Origin of the sequence: Neoluteolibacter marinus (assembly GCF_014904755.1) — a bacterium.
In the GTDB taxonomy this organism is placed as follows: domain Bacteria; phylum Verrucomicrobiota; class Verrucomicrobiia; order Verrucomicrobiales; family Akkermansiaceae; genus Haloferula; species Haloferula marina.
The window spans coordinates 1-24,308 of sequence record NZ_JACZFQ010000070.1 but is presented as its reverse complement, the minus strand read 5'-3'; the positions used below and the strand labels follow the sequence as shown (position 1 = coordinate 24,308).

Below are 24,308 nucleotides of genomic sequence, written 5' to 3'. Positions count from 1 at the left end.
CGCTATTTTGCCGGCTCATGCCCGACCTGCCGCCACTCACGCCGGACGAATGCACCCGCTACGCCCGCCATCTCTCGGTCCCGGGGATCGGCGAGGACGGACAGCGGCGACTGAAAGGATCGTCGGTGCTGATGATCGGCACCGGCGGGCTCGGCTCGCCGGCCGCGCTCTACCTGGCAGCCGCGGGGGTCGGGAGAATCGGCCTGATCGATCCCGATACCGTCGACCGCAGCAACCTGCAGCGCCAGATTCTCCACGGGGAGTCATGGGTCGGAAAAGCCAAGCTCGACAGCGCCGCCGACCGGCTGCGGGAGATCAACCCGCACGTCGAACTCGAGCTGTTGCCGCTCCACTTCTCCCCGGACAACGCCGTCGACCTCGTCTCGCGCTACGACGTCGTGCTCGACGGCTGCGACAACTTCCCCACCCGCTTTCTCTCGAACGACGCCTGCTTCCTGCTGAAAAAGCCCTGCGTCTACGGTTCCATCTTCCGCTTCGAGGGCCAGGTCACGGTCTTTGCCCCCCATCTCGGCGGCCCCTGCTACCGCTGCATGCTCCCCACACTGCCGCCGCCCGGCGCCGCTCCGTCCTGCGAGGAAGCCGGCGTGCTCGGGGTGCTTCCCGGGGTGATCGGTTCACTCCAGGCCATGGAAACCATCAAGCTTCTGTTAGGGATCGGCGAGGCGCCGCTCGGCAAGTTGCTTTGCTACGACGCCCTGGGCACCAGCTTCCGCAGCCTCCGCCTGCGCCGCGACCCCGCCTGCCGCCTCTGCGGCGACACGCCCGTCATCGACTCCGTTCACAACGCCGAAACCACCGCATCCGCAACCTGCACCATGTCCGATCCGTCCCTGCCGTCCATTTCCGTCCAAGACCTCGCCGCCCGGATCGATGCCGGCGACGACCTCTACATCCTCGACGTCCGCCAGCCGGAGGAAGAGGCCGAAGGCACCATCCCCGGCGCCGTGCTGATTCCCCTGGGCACGCTGCCCGAGCGGATTTCCGAACTCCCCGCCGGCCGCGAGATTCTCGTCCACTGCAAGGCCGGCGGTCGCTCGGCCAGGGCGGTGAAGTTCCTGCACGAGGCCGGGTTTCCCCAGGCGGTGAACATCGACGGCGGCATCAACGCCTGGAAGGCACGCTGACCGCCTTGTCCGGGGCTTCCTCCACCAGCGGCCGCTCGGCGTCGCGGTGGACCCAAACGCTCTGGACCAGCCCGAGCAGGAACATGCACATGACCACGAAGGTGCCGGAATAGCTCACCAGCGGCAGCGGAATGCCGGTGATCGGCATCAGCAGGATGCACATCCCGATGCTCTCGAAGATGTGCGCGAAGAAAAGGGCCACCACGCCACCCACCAGCAGCCGACCCATCGGGTCGCGGGCGTAGGTGCCGATGAACAGGCACAGCACCAGCAGCAGGCCGAAAGCGGTGATCAACAGGATGCTGCCACGGAATCCGTGCTCTTCCGCGATGATCGGGAAAATGAAGTCGTTGTGAGCCGTCTTCCACGGCACGAATTTCTTGTCGTGGAGGGAACCGTCGTTGGCGCTGGCATTCCAGCCGACGCCTGCCCAGCCCGACTTGCCGACGGCGATCGCGATGTTATGCGGAGCCCAGGCCGGACCGCTGACGTCCACCTCCTTGCCATCGACCATGTCGAGGAAGAGCTCGATGCGCTTGGTCCCCGTTTCAGAAACCGTGGGCAAGACCACGAAATAGGCGATCGGGATGATGGCCGCGGCCAGCAGGCCCATGCAGCTCAGGTAGCGGAACGGCACGCCGCTGACGAGGAGGCAGATGACCGCGAGCGGCACCCATACCAAGGCCGAGCCCATGTCCCCCATCGCCACCACGATCAGGAAGGGAACGCCGGTGAAGAGACCGACCAAGGCGACCTTCACGATCGGCTCCTCGAAGATCCAGCCGACTTTCGGGATCCGCCGCCCGAGGCGGGGCAGGTCTTGCAGCAGCCAGGATAGCAGGATGATTCCAGCGACGATCGCCATCGGCGCCGGCTGGAAGCGCAGCAGCCCGCTGTCGATCTGGTGCACGTCTCCGCGGTCCTTGCCGATCAGTGACACGCAGAGTGCCATCGCCACCCCGAACAGCGGGATCGCGAGCCACTTGACCCACTTGTAGTCAATCAGCGCGGCCCCGAAGTAGACCACCGAGCCGATCAGGATCCAGTCCTTCTGCTTGTCCGCGAACCACGCCCCGCCCTGCGGCAGATGCCTCGCCGCGCTCTCGATCGAGAACACGCCGAACACCAGCAGCCCGTACATCGTCAGCACGAGCGGCCAGTTCAAGCCGAGCAGTTTGCGGAACAGCGGCGTCATCCTTCGCCGCGGACGATACCGGCCGCACGCCCCCTGACAAGCCGCGTCCCGCAAGGTCTTGCGAATGACGCTCCCTGGAGCGAGGATCCGGGACCATGCGCCGTGCTCTCCTGCCCCTCATCATCGTCGCCCTGCTCGCCGGAAGCTTCACCTGGTGGTGGACCCGGCCCGAGCGCGTCATCGCCCGCCGCGTGACCGGGCTTTTCCAGTCGGCTGTCGTCGAAGCCGGATCCGGCACGGTTTCCCGCGGCCTCAAGGGAGCCGCGATCGAGGGCTATCTGGCCCCCGACATCACCTTCTCCTCGCCCCAGGGACCGACCGAGGAAATCGACGGCCTGCAGTCCCGCGACACCGTTACCGCCCTCTACGCGAGCCTGGCCAAGTACTGCCGCCGTGTGAGCCTGGAAACTCCGGAAATCGGTTCAATCGTCATCGACGGTGACAAAGCCACGGTCCAAGCCAGCGTCGATGCCGTGATCGAACTGCCGGACGAGACCCGCCCGGTGGACGGCATCCAGGAACTGACCATGGACTGGCGCAAGATCGAGGGGAAGTGGCGCATGGCCGCGGCGGAGTGGCGTGAAACCGGCCGCTGAAGCCGCATCGCGGGCTATTTGAGCGGGGAAAAGTCGGTGGGCTTCAAAAACACCGACTTCACTCCGTCCGGTACCGTGAGCGATCCGCCGGCCGCTTCCTCCGATGCCGCCTTCGCGGCCACCCAGACCGGATCCGCCCGGAACGCCTTCCACGACTCGTCGGCGGCACCGGCATCCCGGTGTTCCAGGAAATACAGCAAGGTATCCGCCGCACCCGGTTGGCCCTCGTCCAATTTGAAGTAACTGCCACTGGTCATGCCGTGCTTCTTGAACAAGCCCAGCGTGTGATCGCGGAAGCGCTTGTGAAGTTGCGGCAGCTTGCCGGGAGTGGCGGTGTAGGTCCGCATCTCGAAAAGGTGCACCCCGTCCCCCGCCGAAGCCTCGGGGAATCCCGGCGAAAAGTCGGTGGGATGAAGGAAAAGCTGGTCCACCTTGCCGACCAGCTTGCCGCCCGCCTCCGAAGCCGCGGCGGCTTTCTTCCAATCCTCATCGGCATGGAACGCGGCCCAGGAAGCATCCCTCGCGGCGCGGTCCGGGTAGGCGAGGAGGTAAATCAGGAGCCGGTCCGGGTTGTCCGCCGGCACCCAGTAGCCGACCTGGGTCATGCCGTGTTTTGCAAAGAGTCCGCAAGTATGATCCCGGAAGCGCGACAACAAGGCGTCGAGCTTGCCGGGCTCCGCATGGTAGGTCCGCAGCTCGTAAAGTTGCGTGTCGGCCACGGGTTCGGCGGCCGCGGCACTGCCCAAGGCCAGCCCCGCGGCGAGGACGGAGATCAGCAAGGATTTGATCATGGATGCCACCTTTGACGACGGCTCCACATCAGGCAAACCGGAAAAACGACGCGCTCAGGCGGCGATCTCGTAATGCTCCGCAATCTGGCGGAAAATACGATCGCGGCGCTCGCGGGCCTGCTCGACGTCACGGGTCTTCAGGGAAAAACGAAGGCGCTCGGCGGTTGCGTCGGACTTGTGAACGGTGAGGTGACACCACCAGACCCCACGATTGTTCCAAAGATGATGATTGGGGTTCTCCTCGTTGACTCGAAGGGCGAGCTTGGGTTTCCTTTTCATGCGGTTCAGTGCCGTGGACCAGGTTATCAAAGCGGCTCCCCAAGGGTCAGAAGTCGCTTTTCAGGACGCGGATGACACGGATTGGAGCGGTTTATCCGTGGTAGGCAAGGACATTTGCTAAGGTAAGCATAAACCTCACTTTACCACCGATAACCTGACGTTAGAACATCAGGATTTTGGAACTTTCGCCTCAGGCGTGCTCCAGTGCGGCACTGAATCGTGCCAAAAGTCCATCGGTCTCTTCACTTCCGCACGAAACCCGGATCAGGTGCGACGGCACGCCGCAGGCGTCCGCCCAGTCGAGCTCGTGGAAATGCGCAAGCAAGGTGTAGGGGCAGGCCAAGGTGAAGGGGGTGCCGAAGCTCGGGCCCTTGCAGACCTGCAGCGAGTCGAACACCTTCGGCGCTTTGCGCGGATTCTTGAGGGCAAAGGAAAGCAGCGGGCCATAGCCGCCGCGAGGAGCCTTGATCTTGTCGTAGTTCTCGCGGGTGATCAGCGAGGGGTGCCAGACGTCCGCCACGCCGGGGTGCCCGGCCAACAGCTGCGCCAGCGCGAGGCCGTTGGCATTCGGCATCGCCATCCGTGCGGGATACCCTTTCAGGTTCGAGAGCAGGACTTCGGCATCGCCGATGTAGAGCGGCGAGCTGGCAGCGCTTTCTTCCGCCAGCCCCTCGAGCAGCGGACCGGCAAAGGGCGAGTCCTCGCGCACCGCCACCATCCCGGCCATGACATCGCCCGCTCCGGACAGCCACTTGGTCAAGCTCGTCGTCACCACGTCCGCCCACCGGATCACCGACACGTTCGAGGGCCCCACGGCCGAATCATCGACAATGAGCGGCACGCCGCCGTCCGCACAAGCGGCGGCGACCTGCGGAAGATCGATGGTGCGCAGCAGCGGGTTGCTCGGCGCTTCGGTGAACACCGCGGCGAACTCCCCTTTGCGGATGCGGCTCAGGGCCTCGTCGAAGGACTCCCCGCTCGCCTGGTTCAGGAAGACCACGCCATTGCCGAACAGCTCCTGGATTTTCAGGGCATCGACGTAGGGAAACTCGATCTGCAGGGTCTTGCGCCCCTCCTTGACCCCGGGCAGGGACCGCAGCACCGCCGTGATGGCCGCCATGCCGCTGTTGAAAACCGTCACCTGCTTCGGTTCGACGCCGGCAATCTTGCCGAGCCGACGCTGCAACAGGTGATTCTTGTCGCCGCTCCGGACGGTGCCGTTGAGAAAATCCTCCGCCTGGCGGCTGCTGACCAGCTCACCGGTGAAGCGCTGGTAGTCGATGGCGACTTGCTTCGCCTTGATCGGGACGGCAAGCGCCTGCATGCCGTGGAAGCCCACTGAACGCACGGCCACCTCGCCGCGGCGCTCGATCCAGCGCTGGGCGCGCTGCGCGGCCAGCTTCGAGGGAAAGACGAGCACTGCATCTCCCTCGCCGCCAATCTCCTCGGAGGCGGCGGTGGTCAGACGGTCGACCAAAGGATGCCGGAAGAAGCGCGGGTAGCCGATCCGCATGCGGCGGATCACCTTGTCCCGGCCCTCTTCGTAGCCGAGCACCGCCTTCCACGTGGGAAGACACACCGAACAGGCGTGCGGGGAATCCGGCAAAGGAATTCCCAAATCTTCGTCCTGCCAGGCAGGCTGAACCACCAAATCACGCATGCGCACGCCCTGCTTGACGGGATTTCGGCCTCTTGGGCAAGCCGGATTCGCTGATTTCTGACAGCGTCCGGGCGCGGATTGGCCGGCTTCGACCATCAGTCCCCACCCTCCGCGGCTCCTGCGCCGGCCCTGTTGCCTGGCGCGCGTTTCATTCGCCGGGTTCGATGGCAATCCGCATCATCCGACTCCCGCCATCGCCAAGCTCCACGTCATCCACCACCCGGTAGGTCCGCAGTCCGCCCGCCTCCGCGATCACCTCGGGGACCGACGAAAGCTCCGTCCAGTCCTCCAGATTGGACGACCCGAAGCAGCGGAAATGAAGCTGGTCCCCATCGGGAACCGACACCTCGAACTCATAGGACATCCTCACCTCGCCGCCGGACGTGACCGGCAAAAATCGGATCGGCCGCGGCGCGTCGCTGCCCGCCGCGTTGGTCCCGAAGAAGACCTCGAAAGCGTTTGCCATCCCGTCGCCATCCGGATCGCTGGCAAAACCGATCAGGGCCGGATTGCCATGCCCCTCGAAGATCCCGCCGGCAGAGGTCAGGGACAGCCGCACCGCCTCTTCGTTCGTCTCGATCAGGTTGGAAATTGATACGCTCACGGGAATCGTGAGCGCGTCGCCGGAGCCACTTTCCGCCAGAACCACGAGCCGGTAGCCCGGAGTCGATTCGTAATCGAGCTCGCCCGCCACCGCGATCAGACCGGTGCTTCCGTCGATCGCAAATGCGCCCAGGGGATCGCCCCCGGTGATCTGATACGTTACTGCACCGCCGCTTGCCGGATCGGCAGCCGCCACCGTTCCCACCGGGGTCCCCGGCGCAGAGCCCTCGGCTACCACGAAGACCGGCGACGGGTCCACCGCCTGGAGCGATTCAGGGACCTGCACCGGACCCACCGGCATCAGGTGAATCCCCGGTATCACCGTCGTCGATGGAATGCCGGGGCCCGTCCATGCGACCGCCAGATGGTCGGCTCCCCCACCCTCGCGGTGAATCGCCTCGATGTAATACTTCCGTCCACCGACGAGATCGACCGGTGCCGATTGCTGCGACGGATACCTCGTCCATTCGCGGGGACTGGTTGCCGCGGGCACGCTGGCGATTTCCACCGCCCGGGATTCCTCGAAGGTCGGACTCAAGCGCAGCGAGCTGTCATCGTCGCTGGCAATCCAGAACTGATACGTGCCGGTCGCCGGCGGGATCAGGAAGCCCCGCATCCGCGAGCCATACGAGCCGCCCGTGTTCGCCGGAGCTTCGAAGGAGGTCCGCAGCGCCACGCTGGACGGGAATTCGGGATAGTCCGGGTCCGCAATCAGTGCGTCGATGCTGCCGCCGTCGATCCCCGTCCACACCTCGCGAGGAATGTGGCCTCTCGTTCCCCCGATGAATCGTGTCTGCGTTTCAAAGGTCGAGGCCAACACCCCGGACCCGAGCAGGGTCCAGCTCACGCCGTCGTTGCTTCCGTGCAACTTCCAGTCCTTCACCCGACCCGCCGCCGCGTCCTGCCGTGGCGAGATCGCGAAACCGCCCACGTCCCGCGAGGTCCACAGGTCGATGACCAGGTGGTGCGGGAAGTCCGGCAGATCGCTCCCGGACCAGCGTGTGTGCCAGAAGGTCGATGGCGACCCGTCGCAAGCACGGGCCGCACGCCCATCCTCGCCGACGGTCTCCTCGCTGTCGGCCGTGATTCCCCAGCCCGTGCGATCCATCGGGTTTCCATTGCGATCAAGGACCTCGAACTCCGACACCACTGCCCAGAGGTAGCCACCGTACGGGCTCAGCGCGTCGAACTTCACATAGCGATACGTTTCCGCCGGCGGCTGTGGCTGGAACTCCTCCATTTGGGTGCTGAAGGTCGACTCCAGCGTGCCCGTGGACATCCGCGTCCAGTCGACCCCGTTGTTGCTGCCGTAGAACTCCCAGTCCTTCACCCGTCCCGCCGCCGCGTCCTGTCGCGGGGCGATGGTGAAGCCTCCGACCAGCCGTGAGGTGAGCATGTCGATGGTCAGCTGGTGCGGGTGCCCCGGCGGACTCGATCCCGTCCACTGCGTGTGCCAAAAGGTCGAAGGGGACCCGTCGAGAGCACGGGTCGCGCGGCCATCCTCCCCGACGGTTTCCTCGCTGTCCGCCGTGACCACCCAGCCCGAGCGATCCATCGGCTGGCTCGACTCGTCGAGCACGTTGAACTCCGAAACGACCGTCCAGAGCGAGTCGTCGTGCGTGGAAAGTGAAACGAACTTCACAAAACGATAGGGTCCGAGGTCACTGAATTGCACCGGTGGTGCCACGGCATAAGGCAAGACCTCCCAGTTGAACGTCACCACCGCGGAAGCGCCCCGCGAATCCCTCAGGGACACATGGACCGTAAAGACGGCGACCTCCGACGGCGCGCCCGATACGATCCCCATGGCCTCGTCCATCCACAGGCCGTTGGGCAAGCCGCTCGCATGATAGGTCACCACATCCCCGTCCGGATCCGATCCTGAGACCGCCAGACTGACAGGCTGCTGAAGCGTGGAAAGCTGCGGACCGGGAGAATCAAGCACCGGAGCTTGGTTGGCCGCCGAGACCGGCGCCGCCGGTTCGAGATCGTCGATCTGCATCAGGTAGGCCACCAGCTTGTCGATCTCCTCGCCGGACCGGTGGAAGAGGTTCACGTGCCGGCCGCTGAGGTCCCGGTCCACCAGCACCGCCCGCAAGGACGGCGCCGAGCCGTCGTGCAAGTAGGGCGCGGTTTTCCAGAGTCCACGCAAGGTCGGGGTGTCGATGCCATCAAGCTCCCCGCCCAAGCGCTCGCCAGAATTCCCGGTGATGGTTCCGACGTCATGCCGCGCCAAGCCGCTGCTGTCCGTGAAGGCCTCGCCCGAATGGCAGCTCGCGCAGTTTTCCTCCCGGAAGATCTCCCGCCCCTCGATCGCGTCCGGCGTGAGCGAACCGTTGCTTTCCCGGAAAGGACTGCGCCCCGTCATCGTCAGCGACGTGACATACGCCGCCAGCGCGTCGAGATCCGTGCTGAAACCCGCCTTCGACCGGCCGAGCGGAAGGGACACCGTGCCCGTGTTGAAATCCGCGTCGTCCATCAACCCGGAGCCGCCGCCAAGGCCACGGATCTGGCCTTCGAAATCATGCACCTCGTCAAAGTTCGCCGACCAGTGCAAGGGCCCGTGCCCGATGCCGCGGCCGTTCAGGTCGATCGTGTTGCGGAACCCTTCCCCCATCCCGCTGAAGTCCCACACGCGGCCGTCCTGGCCGCCGTCGAGGTGACAGCTCGCGCAGCTCATGTAGCTGTCCGACGAGAGCCGCGGATCCTCGGAGTTGTAGAAGAGCTGCTTGCCTAACAGGACATCGGCGGGCAAGGCCTCATTGGTCACGGTGGGCACGATGGCCACCAGCGGCGAAATCCCGCAGAAGCCGGAACACACCGCGGGAGTCGCCAGCACGGTGACATCCCGCGACATGAAGTTGTGCGCGTAAAGCCGCGATCCATCAGGACTGACCGCCAGTCCGTCCGGCGCCAGTCCGCCGGTGCCGATCGAGAACGGCGCCCCGCCCCCGTAGGCGTCGATCACCCAGATGAACGACGATCCGCTGGAAACGAAAAACACCTGGTTGCCGAGCGGGCTGTAGACCAGCGAGGTCACGAAGTCGCTGTTGTCGAAGTCGAGCCGCCGCGCGACGGTATCGGTGCGGTCCGGCAGGCTGATGCTCGAGGCCATGCTGCGAACGGCGTGCTCGAAAGTCAGGTTCTCTCCGTTCCTCCGGGTCCCGCGGAAGATGTTGTCCTTCTTCGCCGGCACGTAGAGATGACTGTAGTCCGGCGAGATCGCCAGCGCCCCGAGGTAGTTCGGCAACCCCATCCCTCCGGTGGCGGTATCGGGATCGAGCACGTGGGCAAGGTCAACCACCGTGGCGGGCGTGAAATTGGTTAGATCGACCGCCGTCACCTTCCCCGCGTCCTCCGGCGAGATGAACCGGCCGACCCACAAGGTGCCCTCGTTCGGATCCAACGCCAGCGAGCGCGGCCACGGACCGACCGCACAGGTTCGCAGTACAGCCCCTCCGGCGGTGTCGATTTCCACAATCTCGCCGAGGCCTTCGAGGCTCACGTAAACCCTTGGCTGGTTGGGGTGAGCCACGATGCCGTGGGGCGCGGAGCCCGGTGGCAAGGGATGGGTGGCAACCACAGCTCCGGCCACGGGGTCGATCACCGAGAGCGCCGCCGACTCTTTGTTCGTTACCCACAGCTTGCCATCGGCCCCGATCGAGAGCGCTTTCGGATCGCTTCCGACGGCGATCTCATGGACGGGCACATTGTCGCTCGCGCGGATGCCCGTCACCGAACCGTTGTCCGGATTCACCGTCCACACCATGCCGTTGGTGGCATCGAACGCGATCGTCGAACTTTGCACGGGTCCCTGCGCGGGGATCGTCCGGTGGATAACCTGCACGCCGCTGCTTGCGGTGGCGTAGGCCTGTCCCGCCAGACGCGTGCGAACCGTGACCACGTGATTTCCCGGCTCGCTGTAGGTGTGGGAGATGTTCACGGGAGCCCCGAAAGCCGTGGGAGCCGAGCCATCGCCGAAGTCCCATGAGTGCTCGATCGTCTGGCCTCCGATGTTGTTCACTTCCAGGTGGAGATCCACCGTCGATCCGACCGGCGAGGGATCCGCGGTCATTACCGTCGTGGAGTAATCGCTCACCACCTGACCGGTGGCAAAGCGGAAGATCACCTGGTCGTTCTGAACCGCATTGCCCGCGAAGTCGCTCACCCCGCCGGCCGCAAGGAAGACCTCATAGGTCGTGTCCGGTGCCAGGTCGTCATCGGGAGCGAAGTTCACGATGCCCTCCTTCGCGCTCAAGGTCCCCGGAATGGATGACTCGTCGCCCACCACACGGACGCGGAACGTCTCCGTGGTCAGCGAGGCCGCGTCGATGAAATCGGTGAAGCACACCCCGATCCGCGAGCGCAAGTTCACGTTCGTCGCGTTGGCCGGCGGCGAGTGGAAGTTCGGCGACGGCGGCACCGTGTCCTCGTTCGCATCGTGGACGCCGAAGGTCAGTTTGCGCGGGTTGTTGTGGTCGGTCGTGATCGCCAGCACGTTGCCAAGCGGCGTGATGAAGGCGTGGTCGTCCGCCGGCACCACACCGGAATCAACACGGTTCACGAAAGTCGCGGTGTCGCCGGACAACAGCCACTTCGTGCCACCCGGATAGTGGCCGATGTAGAGGTGTTCGTCCTTTCCAAAGCCATACTCCTGCCGGTCCAGGAGATCGAGATCCGGGCCGCTGGCGACGGTGGTCGCGACGACATTCTGCGGATCGGAGAAATCATGGCGGACCAGCGGTTTGCCCAGTCCATAGAAGCAGCCGCCGTAGACAAACCCCTGGTAGCCCAAGGGGCCGGAGAAGGTGCTGATCTGCTTGGGGTCGGCCGGATCGCTCACATCGAGGATCATCGCGCTGAAGGTCGTCTCCAGCGCCGCCGCGTTCAGGATGAGCAAGTTTCCGATCACCGTCGCTGAACGGAGCGTCAGGTTCGATAGCTCCGACCGCGCCATGTGGTGAAGCAGCGCCGGGTTCGCCGGATCAGAGGTATCCACGACAAACAGCCCGCCACTTCCGGTCGGAGCGAACACGAAACGAGAACCTTGCCACGCGGGCGCGAACGAGTAGCCGTCGTAGTTCGATGGCGGTGACCCGCCCGGGTAGATGTAGCGGCTGAGGATCCGCGGATTGGTCGCAGGCGCCCCGTCGAAAAGTGGCCCGAGGTCAAGGATCGCGAATCCCCCGTTCGAACCATGGCGCTCGGACACGAGCATGAGGTCACCGGAAGTCGAGATGTGGTGCATTTCCGCGAAGTCGCCGAAGTAGTCCGGCTCGCCCGGAGTGTGGTAGGTAGCGGGCTCATCCCTCGAGTCGAAGATCTCCTCCGGAGCCGTCAGGTCGCTGACATCGAAGACGGTCATGCACCCCGCACCGAGACCTCCGCCGTGGTCCGCGCCCATTGGCACCATCAGGTAGCCGCGATGCATCGACACCCCGCTGATCGCGGCACCGGTGTCCACGAATGACAAGATGGTGCCCACTTGGCCCGGGTCATAGGGACGGCTGTCGAGTCCCGGGCCATCGACAGCTGAAGATGCCCCGCAAAGGGCCATGCAGAACGCCAGGCACAGCGTCGGGAGCAAACTTCCCCGTTGAGCGGAACGTGCAAAACTCAGGTGGATCGAAGCTCGGCTCATGGAATCTGGAAGTGTCAACGAATGCTGAAATGATGGTCGCGGGAAGCTCCGGTGCATCGCGCTGCAAGGGTGGGCGGACGGGCCGTGTGGTTCGGAACCCAGAAGCGACACCACACGACCCGCCACCGACTTCCCGCGCATGGAACGGCCCGCCCTTCACGAGTTTGGGAGAGGGCCGTGGCCCCGGGCCGCACCACGCGGAAAAGTTTCATCATTCCATCATCCTCCGGCGCCGGCCTGCCAGACCGGCCACCCCGATGGCCGCCATGATCGCGGCACCCGGCTCGGGGACCGCGGTGATGACGAAGGCCGCCAGCGAGCCCCGGGTATTGGGGCTATCGCCCGACCACGACGGTAGCGTGATCGTGGCGGTGTCATCCGCGAAGACGCCACTGACCGCCATCCCCCGGACACCCCCTGAGTTATTGCCGCCCGGGTCATTCGCGACGCCATCCCAGGTGCCGTTGCCGAGGACCGGAATGGTCACGGCCGTCGAATTCACCGTCGCGTCGTAGAAGGTGGCGCTTCCGTTGTCCGAGCTGGCGTAAACGGTGATCGTGTAGCCGGTCATGCCTTCGCTCGCGAGCCAGGCGGACAGCCCGTCAACCGCGATGACGATCCCGTTATCGTTCAAGTAATTCCGGAACACGCTGATGCCCGTGTTGGGACCGCTCGTTCCGGTCCATGAACCCGCATTCCAAACCTGGGGCGTACCGGTGAAGCCGTAGTCGAGCGTCGCGGTGGTTCCGTTCAGGCTCGCTCCGGTCGCCGTGAGGTCGACCATGTCGGTCCAGGTCGCGCCGAAGGTGCCGGTGCCGGCTTGCGAGCCCGCGCCATCGGGGACACCGCTGGGGTGACGGTTGAAATTGACGCCAATCACGGTGGCGCTTGAGGCCGCCATCACGGTGGCGAAGTACGAGACAATCAGTGGTTTTGCGATCATCGGATTGCGGGGAGTTTGGGTGAGTGGATTGGGATGGGGATTCATTGGGTTGCGACCACGCGGATGAAGAGAGAGCCGATGGGCTCGCTGCTGGTGGCCGTCACCGCCCTCATGCCTCCCGCTCCACCGGTCGGGGCGATCGTGACCGTCGCCCCGCCGCCGGGACCGTCAACACCGTCCCCGGCATACCAGGCACCGAGGTCCGTCGACCACTGATAGGATCCGGTGACATCACCCAGCGACTCGCCACTGAACGGATGCATAAAGGTGGTGACCGTGCCGTCCGACGAAATCTGGCTGATGCCTTGGCTGAACACGGACGGATCGGATCCGAAGAAGCCCTCGACGCCATTTGGGATCCCGTCGCCATCGGCATCAACGTCGAAGCCGTCGAGGCCGCCCACCGGGAACCCGGCGATCCACCCGGCGAAGTCCTGCAATTCCGGCAGGATCAGGAAGTCCGAGGCCGGATCGAAGATCGCGGTGCCGGTTTGGAAAGCAACGCCGTCGAGCGTCCCGTCGATTCCCCTGCCCTCGAATCCATTGCGTCCGAAGTAGCCGAAGCTCAGCGTATTGATGTCCGGTGTGGCAAACGCCCCTCCGGCAAGCGCGCCAATCGAGACGCCGTTGACGTAGCCCGTGAGCGTCCCCGATCCCGCATCCCAGGCGTAGGCGAAATGGACCTTCACGCCGACGGGTGGCAGCGCCGCGAACTGCTGCTGAACGCTGCTTCCGTTCCAGTAGAACATCTGGAGCACGTCATTGCCGAGGGCATCGCCCAGACGGAGGTTGCAGTCGCCCTGCACGTCGATGATCACGGGCGTCTCGTCGACCGCTCCGGTCGAGTTGTAGGTGACCACAGCCTCCGCGACCCAGTTCTGCGTCTTCAGGTCTCCCAGGACAACGGGATCGACGTCAAAACCGTCGGGACCGTCTTCATTGCCCGGATTGATCGTCGCCACCCCGCCGTTCACCACCGGGGTGCCGTTGGCCTTGAACGAGAAGGTCTCGTCGATTTCATCCGTCCCCAGGGTGTAAACCGTGCCCTCGAGGGTGCCGTCGAAGTTGATCAGCAGCTGCGTCTCGAAGGGGAATCCCACGTCCGTGGTGACGGTCGCGACGTTGGACGGGTCGGAGTCCCCGCCACCGTTGGTCGCGAAGATACGATAGTCATACGATGTGTTCGGTTCCAGGCCGGAGAGTTGGTCGGCATAGAAGTCGCTGTCGGCCGGAGCGGTTCCCACCGTGACCCAGGTGCCGGCGCCCGCAGGCGAGCGCTGGATGATGTATCCGGTTTCGGCATCGAAATTGTCGGTCCAGAAGACGCTCACCTCGACCCCGGAAAAGGGCGACACCTCGAGATCGGTCACTGCCTTTCCCGTCGGCGCCGTGGCGAAACTCTGGCCGGGTTCGCTCCAAGCCTCGGAGGGGCCGTTCACCGCATGGAAGCGATAGAAGTACTGCGTGTCCGGAACGAGGCCCGTGATACTGCCGCTGACCGGGCCGATCGCCTGGTTGCCCAGCACGTTGGAACCCGGCCAGGCGCCTGTTCCCTGGTCCACGGTGTCCCAGAACAAGCTCACGTCCGCCGGGGCATTGAAGAGATTGACGTGTGCCTCGGCGCTGGTGCCGGTGATGCTGTCTGCGCTCGATCCTGAAAGCGACGGCTCCCCCGCGCCGACCAGCGTGACCCCGGTCACATCGGTCCAGGACTCGCCGACGCGGATGGCATCGAGGTTTCCGGTGCTCTGGCCGTTGACCCAGAGCAGCAGATGGCTCGCGACCATGGAGGAATCCACCGTGCTGGCCGCGCTCCAGACGATCGCGTTGAGATCGTTGTCGATCGCCGCGTTGTCCGCGTAGCGCTTGACGTGGATCTCATCGGCACCACTGGCCTTGACCGTGATCCGCCCGACGAGCAAGCCCGTGGAATTGACGCTGTTCGGGGCTTCGAACGCACGGATGCCGTAGGGACCGCTGTCGGCGGCGAGGGTACCGTGCGAGATGTAGCTCGCATTGCGCGCGTCGTTGAAGGTCCCGCCGATCGAGGTCGCGTTGTTCCAGCTGAAGCCCGCGCCGACAAACTCCGTGGTGCCGGACGATGCGGGACCCGAGGCCAGCCCGATGCCCACGGCGGTGTCGCCGGCATTGTTCAGCCGGACGCTGAAATAGATCTCGCCGTCCGTGCCGAAGTCGATGGTTTGCGCCAATTCACGCGTCGCATAGACGTCCAGGTTCCAGTTGCCGACGCCGTTCCAGACACCGCCCGCGGTGCCCCCGCTCGCCGGCAGTCCGGGAAGCGTCGCACCGACGACGTCGAAGTTGTCCGCGGTGGAAATTCCGACGCTCCCGTTGGTCAGCCAGGTGCCGGTCAAGCCGATGCTTGTTCCCGTGTCACCGGCTCCGTTGAGCGAGGCGTTTCCGGTGGAGATGCTGTCGAACAGCTCCTGCACCAGGACATCTGCATCCGCCAGGGAAGCCATGGCAACCAGGGCGGCGATAGATACGAGTTTTGATTTCATGGTTTTTGGTTTTCGTCTGGATGAAGAAATTCCTCATGACCCGGAAGAGCCGGAGGCGAAGTCGAACTCCACCGATCCCCGGGTGCTCCCGATGGAGATCCGGTTTGCATCCTTGGCGCGCGAAACGCCGCTGGACCCGCAATCGAGCGAGTAGCTGAAGCCCTCGTGGCGGAAATCGATCCCGTGCCTGCCGACCCGCGTGACCGGGATCTTCACCCCGTCCGCCCAGCCCAGCTCCAGTCCCCAATCGGCGGGAGCGGCATCGCCCGTCAACTGGAGGTGAAGCCGGGTGGGCTCACAGGTGACCCGGAGAACGCCCCCTGCGGCCAGGTTACAGGTGATCGCGAGCGACTCGGGACTGGTTTCCTCGACCCTGGGCTCGCCCTTGGTCAGCAGCGGCCGGGACTCCCCCTTTTCATGGACGACCGCGCGGATGCCCGCCAGTTCCCCCTGCCTGCTCCAGTGGAACCCGTCCAGGACCGGCAAGGTGTCGTAGATGGCCGTCGGTCCCTCAACCCTGCGATGGAGATAACGCTCCTCGTAGTTCTCGTTGAAGCGATGCAGGTCACGGATGCGCCACCGGTCTCTCTCCCATGAGAAGTTCACCCGGTAGAACCGGCTCTCGTACCAGATGCTCCGGTTCGCTTCCTCCGCCGCGTCCTCCATGGCCACCACCGCGGTCGCCGGGGTGGTCTCATACTTGGAAGCGAACCATTGTCCCGATGCCGCGAGCGTCTCCACGCGGATCTTCCCCTCGTCCCGCAACGCGGCCAGCTTGGCATACTGGTCGATCAATCCGGCGGACATCGCCGGCCAGCCGAACGAATTCTCCTGACCGGCCTGCATGTAGGAGAAGCCGAGACTCGGGCGGTTGAAGTTCGTGTTGAAGAACCAGTCGACCCACGATGGATCTCCCCCGCCCGGGCGATAGACCGGCTCGAGCGTCACGACCCCTTGCCAGGTGGTGCCGATCCCGTGGTCGTACTGGTGCACCGGATCGCTGCCGAGCATGCGGAACACGGGCACGTCGAGCTGCCGGGCTTTCGTTTGCGCCGGCATGTAGGCGTTCAGCCGGCTGGGATAGTAGGCCTGGTTCCAATAGCCGCCCCACAAGGTGTAGCCGTCGGTGCCGCTCTGGTCCTTGCAGTTGCACGCGGCGATGATGCCGTACTCGTCGCGGAGGTGATTGAGCGTCGGGGCATCGAGAATCCAGCAGCCGACCGACTCGGGCAGCTTGCCGAAAACCTCCTGGAACTTCTCCATGTAGAGATCGAGGAGCTTGATGCGATCCTTGACCGCATAGCCCTGGGTGAAGCCGACGTCGGTGTGCCAGTCCCAGGGAAAGCGCCCGCGCCACTTCAAGCCCGCGGCCTCGACCTGCGGCTGCACAACTTCCAGCCAAGCGCCGATCTCGTCGCCGGCGTTCATTTCCCGTTTGAGCAGGTCGGTGAACTCCGGCTTGATGAGCGCGTCGTACTGGATGAGCCAGGTCGTCGGCAGACGGTGCTTCTTTCCCAGTGCCAGCTGCTCGCGGACCGGTTCCACCAGGTCCATCTGCGTCCGCGGTTCGACGCCGCGGATGAAGTTGATGATGTTGACGATGTCCGCCGTTTCCTCCTTCGCCCCACCCGGGCCCGCCAGGGCGAGCACGCCGGTCAACGACAACAGAAGTCCTGATACTTTTCTCCGATATGACTGGGGTTTCCTCATGCGATGCAATCGCCCGCCTGATGCGAGCCAATTGCGACGCTAGGACGCGATAAGGGAGCGCCTACCTCCCCAATTGCGGAGAAATCCGCTCATCCGTCGCCCCGGAATTTCAGCGCGGCTTCCGTGCGCGTATGGACGTTGAGCTTGGTGTAAATATTCTTCAAATGCCAGCGCACCGCCTCGACCGAGAACTGCAAACGCGTGGCGATTTCCTTGTTTCCCAAGCCGAACGCGACGAGCTCGAGCACCTCGGTTTCACGGCGCGTCAACGCCTCGATCTCCTCGCGCCATGCGTCCTTCTTGGCGAACGACTGGATCACTTTCATGGTCACGTCCCCACTCATCGCCCCGCCGCCGGCACGGACATCGCGGATGGCGCCGAGGATCTCGGAAACCTTCGAGCGCTTCAGCAGATAGCCGCAAGCCCCCGCCCGCAGCGCGCTGAAAATGCGCACGGGATCCTCGTAGACCGTCACCATGATCACCAGCACGTCCGGCAGCAACTTCTTGAGCTCGCCGACGCAATCGATCCCGGAAATCCCCGGCAGCTGGATGTCCATCAGCACGATCCGTGGCTTGATCTTCGGCAAGTACTTCAATGCCTCCTCGCCGTTCGCGCAGGTCGTCACGCACTCGAGGTCCGGCGCGAGGTCGATGATCGACTTCATCGCCTCACGGGTGGTGCGGCTGTCCTCGACTACAGCGACTGGGGTCTTCTCGTTCATGAATCTCGCAAAGGTAATACCAGACGCACCGTAGTTCCGCGGTCCGCGTGACTCTCGATGCTACAGTCGCCGCCGAACTGGCGCATGCGCTCCCGCATGCCCGCGAGGCCGTCGCTCCCGACCGCATTGCCGGCATCGGCATCAAAGCCGCGGCCGTTGTCGGCGACCGTCACCACGACCGCTTCGTTCTCGACGCCGATCGACAAATCCACCGCAGTTCCGCGGGAGTGCCGCACGACATTGTTAAGGGCCTCCTTGAACGCGAGGAAGAGCGAGTGCCTCCGGCGTGAACCGAAGCGCCGGAACGGAATCTCGCCGGACTGCTCGAAACGGCACTCGATCCCCGCCGGCTTCAGCATGCGGGAGGCATACAGCCACAGGTAGCTGGCCGAATCCTGGATCGAGTCGTAGCGCGGGTTGACCGCCCAGACGATCTCGTCGAGTCCCGAAACCAACGACGCGCTGGTTTCGCCCAGCGTCTCGGCATGTTGCATCCGGGTGCCCTCGTCGATCCCGGGATGCTTCAGCAGGGACCCGAGCATGCCGATCTCCGTCAGTCCCGCACCCAACTCATCGTGCAGGTCCCTGGCCACCCGGGCACGTTCTTCCTCGAGCATGCGCTCGCTTTCCGCGTGCTCCTTCTCGCGGATGCCGATCGCCAGCATCGAGGTCCGCTGCGTGACCTGCCGGCGCAGCATCATCACCCACACCAGCACCAGCGCGAGCCCGCCCAGCAGAGCGGTCACCAGCAGCACCAGTCGCCGCGTCGTCCACCACGGCGGCGACTTCAAGACCTTGATGGCATCCGCCTCGACCAGATGCAGTTCGAAGGGACCCTCGACGCCCGGCGCCGCATCGGGCCAGCCCGCCACATAGACACCCCGGGCCCGGATCGTGGTGTCCCCTCTCAGCGGGTCATCGGGACCAACCGCTCCGTTCACGACCGCGAAAAACCGTTGCTTGCCCGAACGCATCTCCAGCACCCGCTCTTCTTTCCGCAAGGTGTCGCTCAGCACCGTGCCCGTCAGTTCCACCACCCGGCCGTCAAGCGTTGCATCCAGGAGGTCCTCGCCGGAGACCTCCCGGGCAGCCGGCATTGCCCCCGGTTCCGACCGCGAAATCATCGGATGCAGGAGATACGGCGAGATCGCTCCGACCCGGGGAAACCCCGTCACCTCGACCAGGTCTCCAGGCTCGGCGTCCAGTGCTTCGCCGGTCAGCAGCCTCAGGCTCCTCTGTCCATCCGACATGACGCACATGTCGCTCCCGCGGGCCATCAGCTGAACCTTCAGCCGGACCCGGTCGAGCGCTTTCGATTTCGATGCAAAACTCCAAAGGTCGGGAATCTCCACCAAGGGCACCTCGGACGGGTCCGCCGGTCCCGCCTGATCGATCGCCATGGTGGCGTTGCCGAGATGGATAAGTCCCGGATGCAGTCGCCCGAGGCCAACGTCCCAGCTTGTCGCAAACACCCCCCGGAAGCGGACCCGGCTGCCGGTCAGTCGCAACTTCCTGTCCGGATCCCGCAGCTCGCGGACCATGGGATAGAACATGCGCTCCCCGATCGTGATGAAGCCTTCGCGGGTCAAAAGCTCGACACTTCCTTCCCCAAACGAAGTAATCACGCCCTCGATTTCCACCCACTCGGCGTCCAGGCTGCCGTTGAGCAACTGCTCCCACCGGGGCCGCTGCGGCGGAGGCAACGAGCCTCGCCTCACGAACCGCGAACGCTCAGCGACCACCACCGGCGAGAAGTCCCCGCGCGCGGTCTTGCCCTCGATGCTCCAGATCTCGCCGGGCCGCGGCATCCTGGGAGATCCGAGGTTTTCGTGGACCACGAACGCACCGCCACTTTCGTCCTGGATCACCAGCGAGCGGTAGGTCGACATCGTCACCACGCCCTGCAGGCTCACCCGGAGCCCCGACGCCGCCTGTGCCACGCCGAGTTCGCGCACCTCCATGATTTTGGTCAGCAACTGGTGATCCACCGGATCCGCCACCTCGCTCCTCACGCCGGAAGCCCCCAAAACCCTCATCCCGTCCTCCCCGGCCAGACCCGAGACCGTCAGCCTCCGCCCTTGCAGCGAAATCTCGTCCAGCCCCTCCGCGTCCAGCACCCGCACCTCCGACTCCTTGCCCCCGCTCTCAAGCTGGATCGACATTCCCTCGCCCTCTCGCGACACGAACACCGCGCGCCCACTTAGCGTTTTCCATGCGGCGGATTCCCGTGCCGGAGATTCGGGCAACGGGCCACGGACAGGGGCTCCCGGGAGAAGACGGATTTCCGGGGCATCCTCCTCCACCTCCAGCCTCGCGCCGTCATCGCTCACCAGGGTCAGCGTGTAGTCGCCATCTTCCGGCACCGAAAGCAGTCCTTCGAGCTTGAGCGCCACGTTGTCCTTCCCCCCGGCCACCCCAAGCCCGATCTCGTGGATCACCCCGCTTTCAAAAGGAGCCACCCCTTCGAGGTCGGACAGCATCGCCGCCTTCGGAATCCGGAAAGCCTCGTACTGCAATCCCGGCTCGGGGGCTTCACCTTCCGCGGGCAGGTGCCACAGCATCGAGGCGGGGACCGGTCCGCTCCCGGAACCCGGCCCCGAGATTTCCACCCTCAGCTCGGCGGGCAGGTAGGCATTGAACCAAGAGATCCGGATGCGGTGCATCCCCTTCGACAGCGAGGCAACCGCCTGCCCTTTCTGCAAGGCGTGCCACCCATCGAGGTCCACCAGCGCTCCGCCATGGATCGCATCGGCGTCCCGCTGCAGGTGGCTATTCCGGAATTCGATTTCCACCCAAACTCCCACCTCCAGCCCCTGCCATGCCGCCTCGTCCACCGGCAGCCGCAGGATCTCCGCCCCTGAAGCGTCCGCCAGAGCGATCAGGCCCTTCGCCGGATTGAGATCCAGAATCTTGCCCGACATGGCACCGGAAAAAACCCCGCCCTGGCTGAGTTCCTCGCCGAGATGACCCAGCCACCGCTCCTTCGAATCGGCCGCAGCCACCATCGCACCGACCATCCACGCGAGGCAGGCCGTCATGACCTGTCTCCACTTCCGCCGCGGTCTGGAATCTCGGCCTTTCGCCATCACCATCGAATCCGGCACCGTGGCCCCTCCTCCGCCGTGCTCCAATGAGAAATTCGGAGCCGCTACCCATTTGGGTAGACGCCCCGCCCCGTTCGAAGAAGCGCGGTTGGATCGCCGGCGGCCCGCGGTTGAGCTCCTCCCGGCGTCCCTTGCCCCAACCGCAGCAACGATCCGAGGGAGCAACCGGCGCTCCGGGGGGACGTCAGCCCCGGTTGCCTGCGACCACGAGGCTGCTCGGGCGACCGACTTCCAGCCGAAACGGAATTTACATGGCAAATACTGCTTCATTTCCCGGCGCGAGACCCACTTTCGCAATGGCTCCAAGGGAACCCTGAGCTCCCCCCGAATGACTTTTTTCGCAAAGTCTCGTGAGAATCCCTGCTCTCACCAAGGTTCACACGCCCTGAAAACCTAGGTGCGGCGGGCAAACTTCGACATTTTTGATCCGCAAAATCGCAATCCTTTTCGCGCAAATGTCAGCTATCGTGGTCAGAGTTGAAGTCTTTCAGTCATTTCGATGGAGCAGTGCTTTTCTCCCTAATGTGCTCGTGGAAGCGGGCATCTGAAGGTGTGAAGGCCCGCGCTTCCGGAATCTGCGAATCCAACCGATGCACTCCCCCATTTGGGTAGGTGTATTCAATTTGTATTCACAGCAACCTGTTATGGGCTACATTCAAAAAAACCATCTCATGAAGTCCGCAAACCCAACCCAACAAACTCGACGACCCTCAGGTCACCGCTCCCGGCAGCGCCGGGGCTTCGCCTTGGTGATCACCCTTTCCCTCATGGTCCTGTTGACCGTGATCGCGGTTGGCCTGCTGACCTTGTCGTCCATTTCCCTCAGGGCCTCGTCGCAAGGCGATGCCATGCAGATCGCCCGCAGCAATGCCCGCCTGGCCTTGTCACTGGCGATCGGACAACTGCAGAAGACCGCCGGACCCGACCAGCGCATCACCGCCCCGGCCTCGATCATGGAGGATTCCGCCCCGTCATGGTTGACCGGCGTGTGGTCTGGCCAGCTGCCGACTTCCGAACAGCCGGTCCCGGACAAAAGCGACTCCTTCCAAGGCTATCTCGCCTCGGGCCAGGAAAACCAGCATTCAACCTCTCCTGCCGATCTTCCTGACACGCAAACCGGTGCCCTGCTGCTCGGCGAAGGCTCGCTGGGTCCCGATGGCAAGGTCGACGAATATGTCCGGGCTCAGACAGTCGATACCACCGGGAAGTCCGGGGCTCCGGAAGGCCGCTTCGCCTACGGAATCCTCGACGAGGGCGTAAAGGCGAAAGTCGATCTCACCCGCAAGGAGAACGAGGAGATCGAGGATGCCAGGAACCAGGTCGCCATGGGTGCCGCGGCGCGACTGGGCATCGAGAGCATCGGCGGACTGCAAGGCTTCGACTGGTTCGCCAGCCAGGAACAGGCACGGATGCTGACACTTCCGACCGCCGGCGTGATGGAAGAGATGCCGGAGATGCAACAGTACCAGCACGAACTCACCACCGTTCATCGCGGACTCCTCACCGACTCGGCGCGGGGCGGACTCCGCAAGGACCTGAGCCGCTTGTTCGACGGCGGCAGCCTTCCCGCCGACTATGCGTCCGCGCGGGTCTATGACGACACCAAGGCGGTCAACGAGGAGCCCAATCCCTACTGGATGCAGCTTTTCGATTTCGCCAACCAATACAAGAATCTCTCCGCCACCAGCGGCAGCCCGATGGTGAAATCGTCGGTCCCCTCTGGCTACAATCCGGTCGTCTTCGACCGCCGCACCCGCACCTACAAGACCGCCCCGCAGGCAACCCGCGGCCAGCTGATCATGCCGGTGGTGGCCAAGGTCCAGATGATGTTCTCCCTCGTCGTTCAGGACGCCCACGGGCCGTGGGCGGGAGGCACCGACCAGAACGTCTCCACCCCGGCGGACAATTACATGTGCTACATGATCTATTCGCCGATCATCACCTTGTACAACCCGTACAACGTGGCGCTCTCGTTCGATGAGATGAGAATCGACTTCAAGGACCTGCCGCTCGGCTTCCGCTTCTATCGCAACGGCCGTCCCCAAACGACGAGGATGGCCCACCTCAACCAGCTCTACGTCTACCACGACACCAACTCGTCGCAGCCCAAGACCTTCGGGATCAATCTCCGCAGCACCTTCTCCAGCGGCCGGGCCAGGCCGATGATCATGGAGCCTGGTGAAACCGTCGTCTTCGGCGAGTCGGTCAGCGGCGACGCAACCTGGAACTCAGCCTTCGACTGGCAGGACAACCTGACCAGCAACATCACCCTGGCCCCGGGCTACCCCTCTCCCGGCGTCGGATTCTGGGTCGACTGGCTGACCCCGGACGAAATGCTGACCGCCGACGATGACAAGATGGGAGTCTATACCCTTCGCCGCGACAGCGACACCGTGGATGTCGAATTCGGTCCGATGGCCTCGACCGCAACCTCTGGCACCAGCTTGTCGATCGAGGTGAACCTCGTCCAAGGCTCGCGCAAACAGCGCAGCGGCTCCCTGGACCTGGATTTCGGCGACGTCGACACCCTCACCAAGGCGCTCAACAACGACCCGAACAACCAATTCCCCGGCAACGGCCGCGGCCTGCGGCTCCAGCGTCCCTACCGCGGCACCGAGCTCTACCAGCGCAGCAGCAGCAAGCTCAAGGATTACACCGGGCCCAAGTATTTCGCCCTGTTCAGCTACTACGCGAAGACCAGCCTCGAATCCGACACCCCGGCGCGGCCATGGCTGAGCGGCGGTCAGGCCTCCAGCCTGTCGGCGATCGACCTCACCACCGACAAGCCCGCGATCCATCCCTTCGAGGTGGCCCTCAAGCGGGTGGCCCCGGGCGTGAAGTTCCCGATCGATGCCCAGAACCGCGGCAAGTTCTTCACCGGCCACAGCGATGCCAACGGCACCCGCATTGCTCCGCAGTATGAAATTCCGCAGATGCCGCTGCAGAACATCGCCCAGCTCCGCCACGCCGGACTGTCGAACCAAGGCTTCCTGCCAGGCGCCACCTACACCGCCGGTGAATCCTTCGCCAGCCCGATGATCCCCGCCAGCGCGATCCTGGGGGCCGGCACCAAGGGCTACCCGCTCCTCGACCACGCCTGGCTCGCCAACAATGCGCTGTGGGACGGATACTTCTTTTCCACCCTCTCCAGCTACGACGGGCCGGTCCTGGGTTCGAACCGCAGCGCCGAGTCGCTCGCCGAAGGGTTCTTCAACGGCGACACGACCCTGCTCAACCCGCGGATCATCCCGGCCGCCAATGCGACCCCCGCGGAAGAGGTCGCCGCGGTGACCGACTCCGACGGCTATCGCAAGAGCGCCGCCCACCTCCTGCTCGACGGTGCCTTCAACGTGAACTCCACCTCGGTGGATGCTTGGAAAGCCGTGTTGTCCTC

The 24,308-nt window shown here is 64.5% G+C and carries 12 protein-coding genes and 1 pseudogene; 3 read left to right on the top strand and 10 right to left on the bottom strand.

Annotated elements, in window-relative coordinates:
- The first annotated feature begins 17 nt into the window (after positions 1–17).
- The gene (moeB, locus tag IG178_RS13440; RefSeq protein WP_193213076.1) at positions 18–1,145 is read left to right on the top strand and encodes a molybdopterin-synthase adenylyltransferase MoeB; all 1,128 of its coding nucleotides are present in this window, start codon (positions 18–20) and stop codon (positions 1,143–1,145) included.
- Here moeB and IG178_RS13435 read toward each other — a convergent pair.
- Positions 1,123–2,340 carry an FtsW/RodA/SpoVE family cell cycle protein gene (locus IG178_RS13435; RefSeq protein WP_193213075.1) on the bottom strand — a complete coding sequence of 406 codons (1,218 nt, stop codon included), beginning with the start codon at positions 2,338–2,340 and terminating at the stop codon, positions 1,123–1,125. The two genes, moeB and IG178_RS13435, sit on opposite strands and share 23 nt — an antisense overlap.
- A gap of 95 nt (positions 2,341–2,435) precedes the next feature.
- Between IG178_RS13435 and IG178_RS13430 the strand changes: the two genes are divergently transcribed.
- The gene (locus tag IG178_RS13430) at positions 2,436–2,936 is read left to right on the top strand and encodes a nuclear transport factor 2 family protein (protein ID WP_193213074.1); all 501 of its coding nucleotides are present in this window, start codon (positions 2,436–2,438) and stop codon (positions 2,934–2,936) included.
- A gap of 14 nt (positions 2,937–2,950) precedes the next feature.
- Here the strand turns inward: IG178_RS13430 and IG178_RS13425 are convergent, their stop codons facing one another.
- From IG178_RS13425 to IG178_RS13385, 9 genes are all read right to left on the bottom strand, one after another.
- Positions 2,951–3,727, bottom strand: coding sequence for an NIPSNAP family protein (locus tag IG178_RS13425; protein ID WP_193213073.1), 777 nt, complete (start codon positions 3,725–3,727; stop codon positions 2,951–2,953).
- A gap of 54 nt (positions 3,728–3,781) precedes the next feature.
- Positions 3,782–4,006 (bottom strand): hypothetical protein, encoded by a 225-nt coding sequence (locus IG178_RS13420; protein WP_193213072.1) that lies wholly within the window; start codon positions 4,004–4,006, stop codon positions 3,782–3,784.
- A 190-nt stretch (positions 4,007–4,196) separates the two neighbouring features.
- Positions 4,197–5,585: a PLP-dependent transferase gene (locus IG178_RS13415; RefSeq protein ID WP_343225971.1), complete on the bottom strand. Its 1,389-nt coding sequence runs from the start codon at positions 5,583–5,585 to the stop codon at positions 4,197–4,199.
- Positions 5,586–5,814: 229 nt separating this feature from the next.
- Positions 5,815–11,733, bottom strand: coding sequence for a discoidin domain-containing protein (locus IG178_RS13410; protein ID WP_343225972.1), 5,919 nt, complete (start codon positions 11,731–11,733; stop codon positions 5,815–5,817).
- Positions 11,734–12,121: 388 nt separating this feature from the next.
- On the bottom strand, positions 12,122–12,853 hold the full coding sequence (locus tag IG178_RS13405; protein WP_193213069.1) for a PEP-CTERM sorting domain-containing protein: 732 nt from the start codon (positions 12,851–12,853) through the stop codon (positions 12,122–12,124).
- A 41-nt stretch (positions 12,854–12,894) separates the two neighbouring features.
- A complete protein-coding gene (locus IG178_RS13400; protein WP_193213068.1) occupies positions 12,895–15,375 on the bottom strand; it encodes a fibronectin type III domain-containing protein in 2,481 nt (826 codons plus the stop codon).
- A gap of 33 nt (positions 15,376–15,408) precedes the next feature.
- A complete protein-coding gene (locus IG178_RS13395; RefSeq protein ID WP_193213067.1) occupies positions 15,409–17,040 on the bottom strand; it encodes a hypothetical protein in 1,632 nt (543 codons plus the stop codon).
- A gap of 134 nt (positions 17,041–17,174) precedes the next feature.
- Positions 17,175–17,810: a response regulator transcription factor gene (locus tag IG178_RS13390; RefSeq protein WP_193213066.1), complete on the bottom strand. Its 636-nt coding sequence runs from the start codon at positions 17,808–17,810 to the stop codon at positions 17,175–17,177.
- The gene (locus IG178_RS13385; protein ID WP_193213065.1) at positions 17,807–20,848 is read right to left on the bottom strand and encodes an ATP-binding protein; all 3,042 of its coding nucleotides are present in this window, start codon (positions 20,846–20,848) and stop codon (positions 17,807–17,809) included. The genes IG178_RS13390 and IG178_RS13385 overlap by 4 nt, the downstream gene beginning before the upstream one ends.
- Before the next feature lie 815 nt (positions 20,849–21,663).
- Here IG178_RS13385 and IG178_RS13380 point away from each other — a divergent pair.
- A pseudogene (locus IG178_RS13380) lies at positions 21,664–24,308 on the top strand (hypothetical protein); the annotation flags it as partial.

What these genes read in the sequence shown, in the direction of transcription:
- IG178_RS13420 (WP_193213072.1), bottom strand. Translation starts at nt 4,006, where the DNA reads ATGAAAAGGAAACCCAAGCTCGCCCTTCGAGTCAACGAGGAGAACCCC.
- IG178_RS13385 (WP_193213065.1), bottom strand. Translation starts at nt 20,848, where the DNA reads ATGACGGCCTGCCTCGCGTGGATGGTCGGTGCGATGGTGGCTGCGGCC.
- IG178_RS13435 (WP_193213075.1), bottom strand. Translation starts at nt 2,340, where the DNA reads ATGACGCCGCTGTTCCGCAAACTGCTCGGCTTGAACTGGCCGCTCGTG.
- moeB (WP_193213076.1), top strand. Translation starts at nt 18, where the DNA reads ATGCCCGACCTGCCGCCACTCACGCCGGACGAATGCACCCGCTACGCC.
- IG178_RS13430 (WP_193213074.1), top strand. Translation starts at nt 2,436, where the DNA reads ATGCGCCGTGCTCTCCTGCCCCTCATCATCGTCGCCCTGCTCGCCGGA.
- IG178_RS13400 (WP_193213068.1), bottom strand. Translation starts at nt 15,375, where the DNA reads ATGAAATCAAAACTCGTATCTATCGCCGCCCTGGTTGCCATGGCTTCC.
- IG178_RS13425 (WP_193213073.1), bottom strand. Translation starts at nt 3,727, where the DNA reads ATGATCAAATCCTTGCTGATCTCCGTCCTCGCCGCGGGGCTGGCCTTG.
- IG178_RS13405 (WP_193213069.1), bottom strand. Translation starts at nt 12,853, where the DNA reads ATGATCGCAAAACCACTGATTGTCTCGTACTTCGCCACCGTGATGGCG.
- IG178_RS13390 (WP_193213066.1), bottom strand. Translation starts at nt 17,810, where the DNA reads ATGAACGAGAAGACCCCAGTCGCTGTAGTCGAGGACAGCCGCACCACC.